Below are 16,433 nucleotides of genomic sequence, written 5' to 3'. Positions count from 1 at the left end.
CGAGGAGCGTGGCTGGCTGGCGATGTCCGGGCACGCCGACCCGCCGGTGGGGTCCATCCCCTACGGCGTCGACGGCTATCGGCATCCCCTTCGACCGGCCGATCGGCCGCCTGGCCGAGGCGGTCGACGTCGTCAGGGCGATGATGACCGGCGAGCGCGTCGACCACCGGGGGGAGCACTTCCGCGTGTCGGCCGGGCTGTCCTTCACCCCGCCGCGCCGTACCCCGCCGATCGTGCTGGGAGTCAAGGGCCCGCGGGCGCTGGCCCTGGCCGCCGAGCGGGCGGACGGCCTGCTGCTGTCCATCCTCTCCTCCGCGCCCTACGTCGCCTCGGTCCGCGAACGCGTCGGAGCCGGGGTGGAGCTGGCCGCCTACGTCGGGCTGTCGGTGGGCGAGGACGCGCGCGCGGCCCGCGACCGGCTGCGCCCCATGGTGGCGACCTACCTCGGCGTGCACGGCGACCATGAGATCACCAGGACCGCGGGGCTCGACGCGGGGCTGTGCGCCGCGTTCCGCGAGGGGTGGCTCGCCGACGCTCCGCGCACCGACCTCGTCGACGACGCGCTGCTCGACCTGTTCACCGCCGCCGGGACGGCGGCCGACGCCGCCGCGTCACTCGGCCGCCTGGCCGCCGCCGGTCTGGACGTGGCGGTCGTCCGCGACGACCCCGACACCGATCCGGGACGGCTCATGCGCGCGGCCGTCCTCGCCACCGGCCCCTGACCGGCCCCTGATCGGCTCCCCGGCCGGCAGGCCTGCCCGGCCCGCCCGGGATCCACCTCTTCCCGCGGGCGATCGTCGATTTGCACGAGGGCGAGCGCGCCCTCGCCGGGCGAGGGCTCCTCAGCGTCCATGCCGGCCTGCTGTGGCAGGTAACCCCCGAGGGGGCGTCCATACCGCCCGCTGTGGCGGGTAACCCCAGGAGTGGCGTCCATGCCGGCCTGCTGTGGCACATAACCCCCGAGGGGGCGTCCATGCCGGCCCGCTATGGCAGGTAACCCCCGAGGTGAGCGAAGCGTCCCCACCAGCAAGGCTGGAGGGATTCGATGACACCATCCGAAACGCTCGCGGACCAGGACCTCCATCTGGAGCTGCTCCTGGTCGAGGTACTGCACCACGAGGCCGAGCACCTGGCGACCGGCTGAGCCTCCCGGTCCCGGCTCCAACGGGGGGAGCCGGGAGCGGGGTGCCTCCGAACGGGTGATCGGAGGCACCCTCCGCCGGGAGATGCCCAGCCTGCGTGCGGATGACCTCGACTCAGCGGTCGCCCTCGCCGCGCGCGGCGAGGGCCTCGCCCAGTTCGTCGGCGTGACGCAGGGTACGCACCAGGAACGGCACCGCGAACGCGGTGACCGAGCGCTGCGCGCCGCGGGCCTTCGCCGCCTCGCGCACCTCAGCGGCGATCTTGGACAGTGCGGCCACCGACTGCAGGGTGAGCCCGACGAGCAGGCCGACCCGGTCCGGACGCACTCCGAACCGCCGCAGCGGCCGCAGCCCGCGCTCGACCGCGGACACCACGTCGTCGACCCTGGTGGTGATCGTGAACAGGTTCGCCGCGGTCAGCGCGGCCACGATCCGAAGGCACACCAGCACGGCCGCGTCCAGGCCGAGCAGCCACCACTGCAGCGCGAACATGAACGCCACCAGCAGCCCGAGCGTGCGGGCGAGACGCAGGCAGCGCCCGGGTGAGACCCGTGCCAGCATGTATCCCAGGACCATGACGGCGCAGATACCGCCGAGCCACGCGGGAGAGCGCAGGACGAACACCACCGCCGCGAGCCCGAGCAGGACGAGGAACTTCCAGCCGGCCGGTGTCCGGTGCAGCGGACTCGACCCCGGTTCGTACCATCCGCCGACCATCAGCCGACGAGTTTCCGGTAGTGACGCAGCGCGGGTTCCGGCTCGTCGTCGGCCACGACGCGGCCCTCGTCGAGCACGATCACCCGGTCGAAGCCGCCGAGCAGGTCAAGATCATGGGTCACCAGCACGACCCGCTGCCTCAGCCCCGCGATCAGGGTGCAGAACTGCCTCTTGTTCCGCAGGTCGAGCAGCGTCGTCGGCTCGTCGCAGACGAGCACGTCGGGGTCGAGCACGAGCATCCCGCACAGCGCGAGTAGCTGTTTCTGCCCGCCGGAGAGCTGGTGCGCGGGATGGTCCGCGTAGCCGCCGAGCCCGTGTTCGGCCAGGATCTCGGCCGCCCGCGCGGCACGCTCCCCGGCGGGCAGCCCGCTGCGCCGCAGGGAGAAGGCGACGTCCTCCCCAGCGGTCGGCATCACGATCTGGCTGTCCGGATTGGTGAAGACGAACCCGACGCGCCGCCGTACCTCACGGCCCTTGCGGCTCGGGTCGAGCCCGTCGACCAGCACCCGGCCCGTGCTCGGCAGCACCAGGCCGTTGATCATGCGGGCCAGGGTGGACTTGCCGGAGCCGTTCGCGCCGACGAAGGCCACCCGCCGCTCGGGCAGGCGGAGGTTCACCTCGGACAGCACGACCCGCTCGCCGTAGCTGTGCCCGACACCCTCGAACTCGATCATGGAACCGCCTTCCATCTCGTTCGGGAGCGGGGAGTCGCGAGCATCATCCGGTTCGCGTCGCCGCTCTCGCCGACAGACCCGGCAGGGCGCGATGCACCACGGCGGCGATCAGCGAGGCGGCCACCACCTTGATCAGATCACCCGGCACGAAGATCAGCGACTGCACCGCGGCCGCCGGCAGGTCTCCGATGTACACGCCGAGGAACGGGATGCCGATCAGGTAGTCGGCGACCAGCCCGGCCGCGTTGGCCAGCAGCAGCACCGGCAGCCCGACGCGCTTGGCGCGCGACACGATCAGACCTGCGACCAGCGCGGACAGGACCCAGCCGATCAGGAAGCCGCTACTCGGGGCGAAGAACGAGCCGATGCCGCCCCGCCCGCCGGAGAGCAGCGGCAGGCCGATCGCGACCAGCCCGAGGAACAGCACGACGGAGGCGGCGCCACGGCGTGCGCCCAGGATGCTGCCGGCCAGCAACGGCCCGGCGTTCTGAAGCACGATGGGGACGCTCGAACCGCCGGCGTAGATTCCGGGAAAGATCCCAAGCACCGCGATGAAGGCGGCGAAGACGACCGTACGGGCAAGGTCGACAGCGGGCAGGGGGGAACGGGATTCCGACACATCCGACACGATATCCGCTGGTCATCCTGGAAACACCACGACTGTTGGCCTGGCGCCCTTCGACCCGTAGTGGTAGGCGATGGTACGGTGCGCCACCGGCCGGGTTGATCTCGTCGCCTGTTTCGGTGCAGCCGGTATCGGCATAATCGTTGGCCGCGAACAAGTGCGCCGAGAAATCGACGATCCGCTCTCCCGTCTCGTCATATCGCGCGGTGCGATCGACGGCTCGACCCGCCTTGATCTTTCAGCTTGTTTTCTCTTTAACCGGTATGAGCGGGCCCGTGTCCCATACGGATCGCCATACACAGGTGACAGACCACTCGGTCGGCCGCACCGTCGATCTCAAGATGGCAGACCATGGCACGGCGTACCCGGGAACACGCGATCAGACGCTTCCTGAAGGGGAAGCCGATTGTGTTTCACGACCCGGTGGAAGGTCAGGGCCCCGGCGTTCCCGGGTTCTGATGCGGTATGCCGACGTTGAGCGTTTGGCCAGGTGGAACGCGAAAGAGCGCGACTTCTGCTGATCTTTCGGGTGTCGAAATCCGGAGATCATCGCAGGAGTCGCGCTCGTGTCCCCATCTTCTCTGACCAGTTCCCCGCATGTCTCGTGTCTTGACCAGCTCGCCGACTTGGCATTGTGGGAGTCCGAACTGGCACCCGATCCGGTCGTGGTGGAATCGGCGTTGATGCGCCGGTTGGCGACGGTTCCCGATCGGCGGTCTGCTTGCGGTCTGCGCCATCCGCTGGTGGCCATCTTGACGTTGGCCGCGTGCGCGACCCTGGTCGTCGGCGGCGACAGCGTCGCGGCGATCTGGCAGTGGGCCGCCCGAAGCCCGCAAGCGGCGCTGGAGCGGCTGGGCGCCTACCGTGATCTGTTCACCGGGTTGTTCCTCGTGCCCAGTGAGCGTACCTTCCGCCGTGTTCTGGCGGAGCTGGACGCCGATGCGCTGGACGCCGCGATCAGCGGCTATGTCGCCGAGGTGATACGGCAGGAGGCTCTGACGCCACAACTGCCCGACACTCCCGGCCCCGCCGAACGGGAACAGCGCCGCGCGGCACGACGCCGGCTCAGCCATCCCGCCCCGGCCGGGCTGCTGCCCGCAGCGGCGCTGGACGGCAAGGCCCTGCGCGGGGCACGCACCAGCGAAGACGGGAGGGTCTTCCTGGTCGGCGCGATCAGCCACGAGCACGGCGTGATCCTGGGCCAGTGTCAGGTCGCCGGCAAGAAAGGCGAGGGTCCCGCCGCCCGCGCGATGCTGCCCCACCTGCGGGTGGCCGGGATGGTCTTGACCTTGGACGCCCTGCACACCACCAAGACCACCGCCCGTCTGATCACCCAGCTGGGCGGCCACTACGTCCTCATCCTCAAGGGCAATCAACCGCTGGCACGCGCCGCCGCGCACGCGCTGTTGTCCGGGCCGGATGCCGACTGGACGCAAACCACCGCGGTCGATGACGATCACGGGCACGGCCGCAGGGAACGCCGCACCATCCGCACCGCCTCTGCCGATGACGGCCTCTTCCCCGGCGCCCGGCAAGCCTTCCGGCTCCGCCGCGACGTCGGCGAATTGGATGGCGCCTGGACCAGCAAGGAGATCGTGTTCGGCATCACCAGCCTGCCCGTTGAATTGGCAGGCCCCGCGCACCTCAACCACTACGAAAGGGCGCACTGGGGGGTGGAAAACCGGCTGAATTGGGTCAGGGACGTCACATTCGCGGAGGATCATTCCCAGGTCAGGACGGGTACCGCACCCAGAACCCTAGCCAGCCTCCGGAATCTGGCGATCAGCACCATCCGTCTGGCCGGCCGGGCCAACATCGCCCACGCTCGCCGCGATCTCCTCGACCACGATGCCGCATTCGCCGTCTACAACATCTGATCAACAGGACGGACTTGGACATAACAATTCAACGCCGGGGCCCTGGGTGGAAGGTAACGCTCACGGATCTCGTCGTGAACCACACCTCAGCGGTTTTCGGCTCAACGGCCGGTCCGCGTACGAGCGATTGCATTACCCCGAATCCCGCTCACGCCCTCTCCGGTCCGGGCTTCTTCAGCGTCCCGCCGGAAACTCGTAGATCAGGCGGATGGCGTCGTCGATGGCCTTGTACACATTGTCGATGGTCCGGCGTCCCATGATCCAGGCGCGCAGCTCCCCGTTGAGCACGGCCGTGAGGACGCTAAAAATCGCCTGGTGGTCCTCGTCCAGAGCTTCCTCGCTCGCGAACCCGGATCTCACGATATCGACGAAGATCCCGTCGAGCGAGTGGTAGATGTCCGCGACATAAGGGTCGGACGCCGTCTCCAGCACGATGAGAACCCGATAGAACTGGGGCTGCATCTGAAAAGCGCGAACCGTGCGATGAAGCACATCACCGATGCGCTCGCGCTCCGTTTCTCCGGCAGGGGCGGACTTGTCGAGTTTGCGCTTGAGCCCTTCCTGCCACTCCCGGAACGCGGCCGCGAAGAGGTGCTCCTTGGAGGTGAAGTACCTGTAGAGCGTGCCCAGCGCCACACCCGAGTCCCGGGCCACGTCGGACACCTTGACCCGTTCGTAATCACTACTCGCGAGGCTTCGCAGCGCGGTGCGCACGATTCGCTCCCGGCGCTCACGCTGGTCTCGGCGGAGTAACTCGGGCGCGACCGGACCCGAAACGTCAGTAATCACCGGCAGTTCCCCTCGACCCGCTGGACACTGACCTAGAATACAGCTCTATTCCACTCGTTGATCTGATCAGACTGAGTGAACAGGGTTAATTCTCTGTTTCCTGGTTCGCAAAGTGGGAGAACTCCGGGTTCAAAGTGGCCGGTGACCGGCCCTCAGCCCGCCACCGGCCACCGGCCACTCCGTCAGTGGATCGTCAGCTGACCTCCGTCGATGTTCCACGCCTGTCCGGTCACCCACGAGCCCTGGTCGCTGCAGAGGAACACGACCAGGTTCGCCACCTCACCGGGATCACCCGCCCGCCGGAGCGGCACCGTGGTCTCGATGATGCGGTCCCATGCCTCGTCCGGCAGGTCGTCGAGCCGGGAGGTCCGGACTATCCCGGGACACACGGCGTTGACGCGGATCCCCTCCGGCCCCAGCTCCTGGGCCATCGCCGAGGTCAGCGCGTGCAGTCCCGCCTTCGAGGCGGAGTACGCGGCCGTCCTGGCCCCCATCAGCTTGCCACCGATGGACGAGATGTTGACGATGCTTCCGCCCTCCTTCCTGGCGAGCAGGTGTCGCGCGACCACCCGGCTCAGCTGAAAGGAACCGGTGAGGTTGGTGCCGATCACGGTGTCCCACACCGCCGGATCCAGTCCGGCCACGCTCACCCGGTCGGCGCCCCGTGACGCGGCCGCGTTGTTGACGAGGATGTCGACCCGGCCGAGCCCTCGTACGACCTCGTCGAGGACATGGCCGGCGTTCTCCTCGTTCGCGGCCCCGTCCGTCGTTATGGTCACGCATCGCCGTCCCAGCGCCGCGATCTCCGTCGCGACCGAGGCCAGCCCCTGCCATCCGGCGTCCCGCTCGTGTGCGGGAAATGCCTCCGGCGGCCGGTTGGTGCCGGTCACGGCGACGTCGCAGCCCGCCTCGGCCAGGCCCAGGGCGATGGAGCGGCCGATGGATCGCATCCGCGCCGCTCCTGTGACGAGCGCGACCCTGCCTTCGAATCCGGTCAGCAACATGGCAGGGCCCTCATCCTGTGATCTTCTCGTACTCGGTGGTGCCGTCGAAGTCCTGCACCTCTCCGATGGGGATCAGCCTGCCCGCGGCGCGGTCCAGCCGCTGCTGCAGGACCCCTTCGAGCAGGAAGTCGTCGCCGTCACCGGTGCGCACCTTCACACCCGGCAGGTAGACGGTCGGTTCGGTCACCTCCATGTTGTGCGCCGACTCCATCACGCCCACCCGGTCCATGGTCTTGGCGTGCTCGATCGCCCATGTCGCGAGCATCCCGGCCGTCCAGCCGCCGACGGCCGTGGACGGCACCTGCTTCTCGTGCCCGGGTGTCTTCTCGAACCACTCCAGATAGAGCTTGATCTGCGGTAGGTCGGCGTTCTCCGGCAGGTCGGGGTCGTAGGCGGTGGTGGAGATGACCAGGCCGTCGCCCGCTCCCGGCTGCAGCTTCTTGAGCAGTGACAGGCCCAGCTGGGCCGCCTGCAGGATGCGTGGCTTCCACCCGCTGGCGTGCACGTGGTTCAGCGCCTGCATCGCCTGCAGACCGATGGCGATGTCGTAGAACGTGTCGGCGCCGGACGCGGCAAGGCTGGTGATCTGGTTGGCGACATCGGGGTCGGTGGACTCGAAGGACTCCGTCTTCACGATCTCGATGTTCGAGTTGGCGATGCCCTTCTTGAAACCCTGCAGGTAGGCGCGGCCGAGGTCGTCCTCCTGGTGCAGGATCGCGACCTTGGCGTTCGGGTTGACCGACTTCAGGTACTCCCCGGTCGCCTTGGCCTCCAGCAGGTAGGAGATGCTTCCCGCGGGCCCGCCCCAGGGATAGTCCGGGTTGCCGAGCTCGGGCGCTCCCGAGGTGGGGAACAGCGAGGGCACGCACTCCTTGGCGAGCAACGGCCGCGCCGCCAGGTTCCCGGACGTGCCGAACAGGCCGAGCATCGCGAAGACCTTGTCCTGGGAGATCAGCGCGGAGACGTTGGCCTTGGTCTTGGTGGCCACGTACTGGTCGTCCTTGGCGATCAGTTCGACCTTGCGCCTCTTACCGTCCGGTCCCTGGATGCCGCCCTTGCTGTTGACGTAGTTGAAGTAGGCGTTCATGCCGACCACGAAGCCCCCGCCGACGGCGACGAGTGGTCCGGACAGCGGTTGTGACACGCCGAGCTTGATCGTGGTGTCGGTCAGCCCCTCGGTGCCGTTGTCGGGGCAGCCGGCCGCCGCCCCGGCGGCCGCGGGCGCGGGTTGGCCGGCGCCCGCGGCCGAGATGGCACTGCCGCCGCAGGCCGTGGCGGAAAGGGAGAGCACGGCCATGACGGCGAGCAGTCGTACATGAGGTCTGGGGGTCATCGGTTCTCCTTCGTGTGGTGCGCGGAGGGCCGGAGTCAGGCGGCGACGGGACGGGGGGACTGGGATTCCTTCTCCGGTGTGACGGCTCCGCCGCGCGGCCCGCGGAGCCGCTGGATCACGGTCCTGGCGCCTCCGGCGAGGCCCTGAGGCAGGAAGAAGGTGAGCAGGATCAGCAGCACGCCGTACACCGCGGGCGTGAGCTGGGGGTTGACGCCGGCCGCGGCCAGCAGTTCGGGGACGTAGTGCAGGAACACCGCGCCGAGGATCGGACCCACCAGGGTTCCCGATCCGCCGATGGCCATGCCGAGCAGCAGGTTGATCGATACCAGGACCGTGAAGTCACCGGGGCTGACGAACTGGTTGGTGACCGTGAACATCCATCCGGACACGCCGGCCACCGCGGCGCTGGCGGCGAACACGGCCACCTTCGTCGCCTTGACGTTGATGCCCACCGTGTGTGCCGCCACGTGCTGGTCGCGGATCGCGATGAGGGAGCGGCCGACCGAGCTGTGCATGACGTTGCGGATGAGCAGGAAGATCAGCGCGGTGATCGTCAGCAGCACCCAGTACTGCCACGCGACGTCGGAGACGCCCAGCGAGACGGGGGCGCTCAGGTTCCGGTCGACGGTCAGCCCGGCGGTGCCACCGGTCCAGTCGGTGAAACGCACCGGTATCTGGGGGAAGACCAGGGCCAGTGCCATCGTGACGAGCGCCAGGTTCATGCCGCGGATCCGCAGGGCCGGGATGCCGGCCACCGCGCCCACCAGTGCGGCGATGAGGATCGCGATCGGCAGCACCGTCCAGTAGGACCAGCCGTAGTTCTGCACCGCCAGCGCCGTGGTGTACGCGCCGAGGCCCATCAGCGCGCTGTGGCCGATCGACGGCTGCCCGTTGAAACCGGTCAGCAGGTTGAGGCTCATCACGGCGACGGCGAGGAAGAACACCTCCAGCAGGCCCCGGATGCCGGTGACTCCCAGGACGAACGGGGCCAGGAAGAGAAGGACCAGGCCGACGAGCCAGGGCGCCGCGCCGGCGGTCGTTCGCATTGTGGTCATACCCGCTCCACCGGAACTCGGCCGAACAGCCCCTGCGGGCGGATCAGCAGGACGAGAAGGATCACCGCGAACGCGGTCGCGAGCTGGAGCTGGTTACCGATGAAGGGCAGGTAACCGGCGGACAGGGACTGGATGAGGCCCACCAGCACGCCGCCCACCAGGGCGCCGGGCGCGCTCTCGAAGCCGCCCACCACCGCCGCGGCGAATCCGTACAGCAGGAGGGTGGCCATCATGTTCGTGCTGACGAACACGACGGGGGCCACCAGGACCGCCGCGAGGGCTCCGATCGCCGAGGCCAGCCCCCAGCCGATCATCATCATCCGGCTCACGTCGATCCCGACCAGACGGCTTGAGGAGGGGTTCATGGCGGCGGCGCGCAGGCCGAGGCCGAGCTTCGTGCCCATGAAGAGCTGCCGGATGAGCAGCGCCACGAGTAGGAAGACGACGATCGTGCCGATCTCCAGGTAGCTGATGTTGACGCCGCCGAGGTTCAGGCCGCCGACCGGGAACGGCGACTCCAGCCGTTCGGTGTCGGTGCTGAAGATGTATCCGGCCAGGGCGTTGATCGCGAGGAAGAGGCCGAGGGTGACGATCAGCAGCCTGAGGTGGTTGTTGGTCCCCCCTTCGAAGGGCCGGATCACGACGCGTTCTATGACCGCCCCGAGCAGGAAGGCGAAAAGGATGCCGACCGGGATGGCGACGACCAGGGCGAGCCCCAGCCCCAGGGTCTGGTCCGCCAGCTTCCAGACCACGAAGGTGCTGAACATCGCCATCTCGCCCTGGGCGAAGTTCATCAGTCCGGTGGAGCGATAGATGAGCACCAGGGCCAGTGCCACGGCCCCGTAGAGGAACCCGTTCGACGTTCCGTCGACCAGGCGCTGGATCAACAATTCCATTGCGGTGTCAAACTCCCAGGTAGGCCCGGCGGATGGAGTCGTCGCCGCGCAGTTCCTCGGCGGTGCCGGTCGAGACGATCCGACCGTGCTCCAGCACGTACGCGCGATCGGCGATCGACAGCGCGAGTTCGGCGTTCTGCTCGACGAGCAGCATCGCGGTGCCGGTCCGCCTGTTCATCTCGGCCAGGTTCCGGAACAGCTCCGCGACCAGCATCGGCGCCAGTCCCATCGAGGGCTCGTCCAGCAGCAGCAGCTTCGGTGCGCCCATCAGGGCCCGCGCCACCGCGAGCATCTGCTGCTCGCCTCCGCTCATGCTGCCCGCGAGCTGTCCGCGTCGCTCCGCCAGCTGGGGGAAGACCTCGAACCAGCGCTCCATCGCGCCGGGCACCTCCCGCGCCGGCCGGTGGTACGCGCCGAGCCGCAGGTTCTCCTCGACGGTGAGGTCCACGAAGGTGCCACGTCCCTCGGGCACGTGTCCGATGCCGAGCCGGGCCCGCTGGTCCGCACGGAGCCCGCCCACCTGCCGGTCGGCGAGCTCGATCGTCCCCTCCGCCGGGATCTCTCCGCTGAGCGCCCGCAGCGTGGTGGTCTTGCCCGCGCCGTTCGCCCCCAGGATGACGACGATCTCGCCGGGGTCCACATGGAAGGTCAGGTCCCGCAGCACGATGAGCGATCCGTAGCCCGCCGTGAGGCCGGTGACGGCCAGTGCGGCGGTCATGCGGCGGCTCCCAGGTAGGCGGCGACCACGGCCGGATCCGTCGACACCTCGCCGGGCGGCCCCTGGGCGATGACCTGTCCGAGGTTGAGCACGATCACCTTCTCCGAGATGGTCATGACCAGGCCCATGTGGTGTTCCACCAGGAGCACCGTGAGTCCGTGCGTCTCGCGGAGCGAGCGGATCGTCGTGCCGAGTTCCTCGACCTCGCCGTGGGTCAGGCCCGCGGCGGGCTCGTCCAGCAGTAGCAGGCGCGGGCCGCTCATGACGGCGCGGGCGATCTCGATGCGCTTCAGCGTGCCGAAGGGAAGCCCCGCCGCCGGCTGGTCCGCGAGATGGGCGAGCCGGAGCTCGGTGAGCACCTCGAGGGCGCGTCCTCGCGCCTCTCGCTCTCGGCGCCTCTCCCCCGGCCAGCGCAGGGCGCACGCCAGGGCGTTGGAGCGGTGCGCGGTATGGCCTCCGAGCAGCACGTTCTCCAACACGGTCAGGCGCGGGAACAGGGCGAGGTTCTGGAAGGTCCGTCCGATCCCGCGGGAGGCGAGCGCGTGGGAGGGCAGCGTGAGGATGTTCTCGCCGGCGAACTCGATGCTGCCGTCATTCGGCCGGTACAGGCCGCTGACGCAGTTGAACACGCTGCTCTTCCCGGCACCGTTGGGGCCGACAAGGGCGACGAGAGCACCTTCCTCCACGGCGAAGGACACGCCGTCCAGGGCGCGTACACCGCCGAACCGCAAGGTCAGGTCCTGTACGTCAAGGAGGCTCATGAACGGCCTCCGCTGCTTTGGGGGGTGGGTGGACTGTAGGCGATCATGGAACCGCCCCTTCCTCGGTGACACTTTTCGAATCGGGCACGTGTCGGGACATCTGAGTCGGTCGGGACAACGTTCGAGGGGTGGGATTCACCGGATGCCCTCGCCGGTCCGGCGATCAGGTTGGGTCTGATCCTGAAACAAGATTCCTGTTTCGTCAAGGTTTCCAAGGGCTCGACGCGCCTAAGCCCCACGGCCCGAACTCTGACAATAGATGTCATGTTTAGCCAGCTCAGAAGCCTGTGTTTCACCGAGGCAACTGTGATCACACTTGGAGTACGACGGCCGGGCAGAGGTTTGAGATATGAACGAAAACCTCGTTTCAAAGAGATGAGCCGGAGCGCGCCGAGGTCGCGCGACGGCCGTGGCCGCCGCGCGACCTCGGCTCAGGTGGCGGGTCGGGCCGCTGTCACGTTGCGGTGGTGGCGGGTCAGGCCGCTGTCACGTTGCGGACCAGGGCCTCGTTGGGGTTGTCCGGCAGCTCGGTGAGCGGCTGGGCGACTTCGGAGACCCTGGGACCGAGGCGCGACGCCGGACCCGCGAGAGCGTTCAGATCGAAGCCGTAGACGTCGGCCGCGTTCTCCGCGAGGATCTTCCGCAGGTCCGCCTCCGGCCAGTCGTGGAAGAGCTGGCGCAGGGACAGGGTCGTGTACGGGTAGGTGCCCTCGTCGTGGGGGTAGTCGCTGCCCCACATGAACTTGTCGACGCCGAGGACGCGGGCCGCGGCGGCGTCGGCACGCTGGGGGAAGCTCACGCCCAGCCAGACGTTCTGCCGGAAGTACTCGGTGGCCGACCTGGGCAGGATGTGCTCCGGCTTGAACCTCAGCTCACCGATCGCGCCGCTGTCGCGAATCGCCGCCAGGGTCGAGTCCAGCTGCTCCAGCAGGGGCGGCAGCCACGAGCAACCCTGCTCGGTCAGCACGACCTTGAGCCTCGGGAAGCGCTCGAAAACGCCGGAGAGCAGCATGAACAGCAGGGGCCGCCGCGAGTAGTGGGTGATCTCGGAGAGCATGATGAGGGCGGACGACGGCAGCGGCGCGTACGCGGGCGAGCCGGTGCCGCCGTGCACGTTCACCGGAACCTCGAGCTCCTCGCACACCGCCCACAGCCGGTCGTAGTCGGGATGGTTCAGCGGCTTGATCCAGTCGACGTCCGGCGGGATCGTGGGCAGCAGCACTCCCCCGCGCAACCCGTGCTCCTTGATCCAGCGAACGTCGGCGATGGCGTCGTCGACGTCGTTGAGGAAGATCTGGCCGATGCCCGCCCGTCGTTCCGGCGCCCGCCGGCAGAACGCCTCCAGCCAGCGGTTGTGAGCGCGGATTCCGGCGAGGCGGTGCTGGTACTCGTCCGGCTTGGGCGGCCGTGCGAACAGCACGAAACTGGGAAAGAAGGGGGGAACCGTGTTGGGGAAGATGACCTCGCCGACGACACCGTCCGCGTCCTGCTGGGAGTCGCGCATCTCGTCGTCCCAGTTGCGGTACCGGCGCGTGTCACCGAGATCGCTGAACGGGTTCTTGTACCGGCCCCGCCAGGCGTCGAAGTCGTCGTGGTACCTCTGCTCCAGGAACTCCCGGTACATCGCGTGACTTCCCCCGGCATGGGTGTCCGACGATATGACGGTGTAGCGCGATTCCTGCTCTGCCATGGGTGTCTCCCTGAACTCTGGTTTGATCACTGTGAACCGGTGCTCATCGAACCTGTTCACGGGGGAGGCGCAGGACCTGCTCCGCGATCACGTTCAGCTGGATCTCGCTGGTCCCCCCGCCGATCAGCAGGGGCGGTACCGAGAGCAGCGCCTGGGCGGCGTCGCCGGCCTCACCGGTGAGGACACCGGCACTCGAACCCAGCCAGCTCAGCTGCCTGCCGCGGATCTCCGCGGCGTTCCATGCCGACACGACCTTCAGCACGCTCGACTCGGCACCCGGTTGCAGGCCGGAGAGCTGTCGCAGGAACACGCGCTGGGCGAGCGCCTCGAAGGAGTTGACCTTCGCGGTCAGCACCCCGATGTCGCGGACCACCGCCGGCCCGTCGACGCCCAGCGCCTCGGCGGTGCGGGCGGGATTCTCCCGGGGGCCGGACATGCCGCTTCCCATGCTCACCCGCTCGTTGCCCAGCGTGGTGCGGGCCAGCCGCCATCCCTCGCCGGGCTTGCCGACCAGGCAGTCGTCGGGGACGAAGACCCCGTCGAAGAAAACCTCATTGAAGAGGTAGCCGCCGTTGGCCTCGCGCAGCGGCCGGACCTCCACCCCGGCGGAGCGCATGTCCACCAGGAAGTAGCTCAGGCCCTTGTGCTTGGGGGCCTCGGCGTCGCTCCTGGCCAGGCAGATGCCCCAGTCGGCCTCGTGCGCGCTCGACGTCCAGACCTTCTGGCCGTTGAGCACCCAGCCCCCGTCCGCCTTCTCGGCCCGGGTCTTCAGCGAGGCGAGGTCCGACCCGGCACCCGGCTCGCTGAACAGCTGGCACCAGACGATGTCGCCGAGGAGCGTGGGCATGACGAAGCGTTCGCGCTGCCGCTCGGTCCCGTGCGCGATGACCGTGGGCAGGGCCCACTCGCCGATGACCGTCGACGGCTGGGTCAGGCCGGCGCGCTCGTACTCCTGGGAGATCACCACCTGCGAGGTCGGGTCCGCCGCCAGCCCGTACGGCCTGGGGTAGTGCGGGGAGACCAGGCCGGCCTCCGCCAGCAGGCGACGCCGCTCGGCCTCGGGTGCCGCGGCGATCTCGCCGAGCGTCTCCGCGATCCGGGCGCGCAGTCCCGCCGGCTCGCCGGTGAGATCGACGGTCCTGGCCCGCTCGGTGACGCGGGCGAGCCGCCCGGCGCCCTCCTCCCACTCGTGCGCGGGACCCAGCAGGGTCGCCAGGCTCATCGCGCGGCGCCAGTACAGATGGGCGTCGTGCTCCCAGGTGTAGCCGATGCCGCCGAACAGGGTGACCGTCTCCAGGCCCAGTTCCGCGATGCCGCCGAGACAGGTGACCGCGGCCGAGGCGGCGGCGAACGCGAACTGCTCCCTGTCCTGGTCGACGGCCGAGGCCGCGTCCCAGGCCGCCGCCGACATGAGCCGGCTCTGGATGAACATCTTCGCGCACTTGTGCTTGATGGCCTGGAAGGAACCGATCGGCCGGCCGAACTGCTCGCGCACCTGGACGTAGCCGAGCCCGCTCTCCTGGCACCAGCGCGCGATGCCGACGGCCTCCGCGGCGAACAGCACGGCCGCGAGCGAGCGCAACTCGGTGCTGTCGACGGCGAGCACCCGGTCGAAGGGCACGAGCAGCCCCTCGGCCGTGACGGATCCGATGTCACGGGAGAGGTCGACTCCCGACTGCCGGGAGACCTTGACCGCGTCCCGCTCCGCCGGCTCCAGCAGGAACCAGACGGTGCCTTCGGGAGCCTCGGCACCGAGCACCAGGTGCTCTCCGCTGAGCGCGCCGAGGACGGGCTCGGTTGTGCCGCTCACCTGCCAGCCGCCCCGCCTGCGCACTGCGACAAGGCCCTTCGGTGTGGTGGCGCACGCGCCGGTGGAGCCGCCCGCGAAGCGCGGCAGTGCCCGGGCGCAGAGGTCGCCGCCACCGTGCCGTGCGACGACCAGGCTGGTCAGCAGGGTGGGGAGCAGCGGGCCGGGCATCAGCCCCCGCCCCGTCTCCTCCAGGACGACGGCGAGCTCGACGAGCCCGGCGTCGTCACCGCCGTACTCGGCGGGCAGGTGCATGGCGAGAACGCCCTGCTCCACCAGATGGCCCCAGACCGACGGCCACACCCCGGCCGCCAGGTCCTCGAACTCGGCCCGGGTCGACCCGGAGCTCACGTGGCGGGCGGTGAAACCGGCGATGGACTCGGCGAGCGCCTGCTGGTCCTCGGTCAGTGCGATCGACATCGTCTCGTCACCTCACCTGTCCAGCTTGAGGATGCGCCGGGTGTTTCCGGAGAGGAACTTCGGCCACACCTCGTCCTTGAAGGGCACGCCCGGCATGTCGGTGAAGATCCGCTCCAGGGAGAGCCCCATCGGGAAGTAGCCGGCGTAGAGGATCTTGTCGGCGCCCCGGGTGTTGGCGTACCTGATGATGGCCTCGGGGTAGTGCTTGGGGGCGAAGGCGGAGGTGGAGTAGTACAGGTTCGGCCACTTGAGCATCAGTTTCACCGCGAGCCGCTCCCAGGGCTCACAGCCGTGGCGGGTCACCATGACCAGGTCGGGGAAGTCGTACATGACGGTGTCGATCCGCGACACCTCCTGCGGGGCGAACTTCAGCCTCGGCCCGGGAATACCCGCGCACACGAAGATGGGGATGTCGAGTTCCACGCAGGTCGCGTAGATGGGGTACATCTTCGGGTCATCGATGGCGACCTGGGGAAACGTCCCCGCCGGGAACGATCCGACGGCACGGATCCCGTACTCCTCGTAGTCACGTCGCAGGGCGCGCACGCTGCCCACGACGTCGTTCGGGTCGTCGACGTTGCCCGAGGGGATGAAACGGTCGGGGTACCGCTTCAAGGCCGCCCGGGACACCTCGTCGGAGACTCCGATCAGGCCCTGGACGATGCCGTAGCGGTCCATCTGCTCCAGGGTGGTGCCGATCGGGTCGTCGGCGGGGAGGTCCTTGGGGACCTGCTTGAACATGTACTCCGCGGGGAACTGCATCTCCTCCAGCGACCCCCGGTCCCTGGTCTGCCTGCGGATGAAGTCGTACTGCGAGAAGTCCTTCTGCGGGAATCCGATCATCGTGTCGATGACGGGCACTCCGGACGGCATGGCCATCGCGAGCTCCTTTTCAGTCCTGGCTCGGTACTCTGAAACAGGATTT

15 protein-coding genes are annotated in these 16,433 nt (G+C 68.8%); 2 read left to right on the top strand and 13 right to left on the bottom strand.

What is annotated here, in order from left to right; all coding sequences use genetic code 11:
- Positions 1 to 8: 8 nt before the first annotated feature.
- Positions 9 to 722, top strand: coding sequence for an LLM class flavin-dependent oxidoreductase (locus OG884_RS30970; protein ID WP_326638744.1), 714 nt, complete (start codon positions 9 to 11; stop codon positions 720 to 722).
- A 534-nt stretch (positions 723 to 1,256) separates the two neighbouring features.
- On the opposite strand, the gene OG884_RS30965 is transcribed toward OG884_RS30970, so the two are convergent.
- The 3 genes from OG884_RS30965 to OG884_RS30955 are packed head-to-tail and all read right to left on the bottom strand — an operon-like array spanning position 1,257 to position 3,152.
- Positions 1,257 to 1,859, bottom strand: a complete 603-nt coding sequence (locus OG884_RS30965; protein WP_326638742.1) for an energy-coupling factor transporter transmembrane component T family protein — start codon at positions 1,857 to 1,859, stop codon at positions 1,257 to 1,259.
- Entirely contained in the window at positions 1,859 to 2,533 is a 675-nt protein-coding gene (locus OG884_RS30960; RefSeq protein WP_326638740.1) for an energy-coupling factor ABC transporter ATP-binding protein, read from the bottom strand. Before OG884_RS30960 ends, OG884_RS30965 begins: the two co-directional genes overlap by 1 nt.
- 43 nt (positions 2,534 to 2,576) lie before the next feature.
- Positions 2,577 to 3,152, bottom strand: a complete 576-nt coding sequence (locus OG884_RS30955) for a biotin transporter BioY (RefSeq protein WP_326638738.1) — start codon at positions 3,150 to 3,152, stop codon at positions 2,577 to 2,579.
- A gap of 572 nt (positions 3,153 to 3,724) precedes the next feature.
- On the opposite strand from OG884_RS30955, the gene OG884_RS30950 reads away from it, so the two are divergent.
- Complete coding sequence (locus tag OG884_RS30950; protein WP_326638736.1) at positions 3,725 to 5,035, top strand: ISAs1 family transposase; 1,311 nt, start codon at positions 3,725 to 3,727, stop codon at positions 5,033 to 5,035.
- Positions 5,036 to 5,209: 174 nt separating this feature from the next.
- On the opposite strand, the gene OG884_RS30945 is transcribed toward OG884_RS30950, so the two are convergent.
- The 10 genes from OG884_RS30945 to OG884_RS30900 form a co-directional block, all read right to left on the bottom strand.
- On the bottom strand, positions 5,210 to 5,749 hold the full coding sequence (locus OG884_RS30945) for a TetR/AcrR family transcriptional regulator (protein ID WP_326638734.1): 540 nt from the start codon (positions 5,747 to 5,749) through the stop codon (positions 5,210 to 5,212).
- 257 nt (positions 5,750 to 6,006) lie between these two features.
- Positions 6,007 to 6,828, bottom strand: a complete 822-nt coding sequence (locus OG884_RS30940; protein WP_326638731.1) for an SDR family NAD(P)-dependent oxidoreductase — start codon at positions 6,826 to 6,828, stop codon at positions 6,007 to 6,009.
- A gap of 10 nt (positions 6,829 to 6,838) precedes the next feature.
- Entirely contained in the window at positions 6,839 to 8,161 is a 1,323-nt protein-coding gene (locus OG884_RS30935) for an ABC transporter substrate-binding protein (RefSeq protein WP_326638729.1), read from the bottom strand.
- Between the two features lie 35 nt (positions 8,162 to 8,196).
- Positions 8,197 to 9,216: a branched-chain amino acid ABC transporter permease gene (locus OG884_RS30930; RefSeq protein WP_326638727.1), complete on the bottom strand. Its 1,020-nt coding sequence runs from the start codon at positions 9,214 to 9,216 to the stop codon at positions 8,197 to 8,199.
- Entirely contained in the window at positions 9,213 to 10,112 is a 900-nt protein-coding gene (locus tag OG884_RS30925) for a branched-chain amino acid ABC transporter permease (protein WP_326638725.1), read from the bottom strand. The genes OG884_RS30930 and OG884_RS30925 overlap by 4 nt, the downstream gene beginning before the upstream one ends.
- Positions 10,113 to 10,119: 7 nt before the next feature.
- On the bottom strand, positions 10,120 to 10,830 hold the full coding sequence (locus OG884_RS30920; protein ID WP_326638723.1) for an ABC transporter ATP-binding protein: 711 nt from the start codon (positions 10,828 to 10,830) through the stop codon (positions 10,120 to 10,122).
- The gene (locus tag OG884_RS30915) at positions 10,827 to 11,591 is read right to left on the bottom strand and encodes an ABC transporter ATP-binding protein (protein WP_326638721.1); all 765 of its coding nucleotides are present in this window, start codon (positions 11,589 to 11,591) and stop codon (positions 10,827 to 10,829) included. Before OG884_RS30915 ends, OG884_RS30920 begins: the two co-directional genes overlap by 4 nt.
- Before the next feature lie 475 nt (positions 11,592 to 12,066).
- A complete protein-coding gene (locus tag OG884_RS30910) occupies positions 12,067 to 13,281 on the bottom strand; it encodes an amidohydrolase family protein (RefSeq protein WP_326638719.1) in 1,215 nt (404 codons plus the stop codon).
- 43 nt (positions 13,282 to 13,324) lie between these two features.
- The gene (locus OG884_RS30905) at positions 13,325 to 15,508 is read right to left on the bottom strand and encodes an acyl-CoA dehydrogenase (RefSeq protein WP_326638718.1); all 2,184 of its coding nucleotides are present in this window, start codon (positions 15,506 to 15,508) and stop codon (positions 13,325 to 13,327) included.
- Between the two features lie 12 nt (positions 15,509 to 15,520).
- Positions 15,521 to 16,387, bottom strand: a complete 867-nt coding sequence (locus OG884_RS30900) for an amidohydrolase family protein (RefSeq protein WP_326638716.1) — start codon at positions 16,385 to 16,387, stop codon at positions 15,521 to 15,523.
- Positions 16,388 to 16,433: the final 46 nt, after the last annotated feature.

It is taken from the genome of Streptosporangium sp. NBC_01755 (assembly GCF_035917995.1).
Classification (GTDB): Bacteria; Actinomycetota; Actinomycetes; order Streptosporangiales; family Streptosporangiaceae; genus Streptosporangium.
This window is presented reverse-complemented; position numbering and strand designations above follow the sequence as displayed.

What these genes read in the sequence shown, in the direction of transcription:
- OG884_RS30965 (WP_326638742.1), bottom strand. Translation starts at nt 1,859, where the DNA reads ATGGTCGGCGGATGGTACGAACCGGGGTCGAGTCCGCTGCACCGGACA.
- OG884_RS30960 (WP_326638740.1), bottom strand. Translation starts at nt 2,533, where the DNA reads ATGATCGAGTTCGAGGGTGTCGGGCACAGCTACGGCGAGCGGGTCGTG.
- OG884_RS30940 (WP_326638731.1), bottom strand. Translation starts at nt 6,828, where the DNA reads ATGTTGCTGACCGGATTCGAAGGCAGGGTCGCGCTCGTCACAGGAGCG.
- OG884_RS30935 (WP_326638729.1), bottom strand. Translation starts at nt 8,161, where the DNA reads ATGACCCCCAGACCTCATGTACGACTGCTCGCCGTCATGGCCGTGCTC.
- OG884_RS30930 (WP_326638727.1), bottom strand. Translation starts at nt 9,216, where the DNA reads ATGACCACAATGCGAACGACCGCCGGCGCGGCGCCCTGGCTCGTCGGC.
- OG884_RS30925 (WP_326638725.1), bottom strand. Translation starts at nt 10,112, where the DNA reads ATGGAATTGTTGATCCAGCGCCTGGTCGACGGAACGTCGAACGGGTTC.
- OG884_RS30920 (WP_326638723.1), bottom strand. Translation starts at nt 10,830, where the DNA reads ATGACCGCCGCACTGGCCGTCACCGGCCTCACGGCGGGCTACGGATCG.
- OG884_RS30915 (WP_326638721.1), bottom strand. Translation starts at nt 11,591, where the DNA reads ATGAGCCTCCTTGACGTACAGGACCTGACCTTGCGGTTCGGCGGTGTA.
- OG884_RS30910 (WP_326638719.1), bottom strand. Translation starts at nt 13,281, where the DNA reads ATGGCAGAGCAGGAATCGCGCTACACCGTCATATCGTCGGACACCCAT.
- OG884_RS30905 (WP_326638718.1), bottom strand. Translation starts at nt 15,508, where the DNA reads ATGTCGATCGCACTGACCGAGGACCAGCAGGCGCTCGCCGAGTCCATC.
- OG884_RS30900 (WP_326638716.1), bottom strand. Translation starts at nt 16,387, where the DNA reads ATGGCCATGCCGTCCGGAGTGCCCGTCATCGACACGATGATCGGATTC.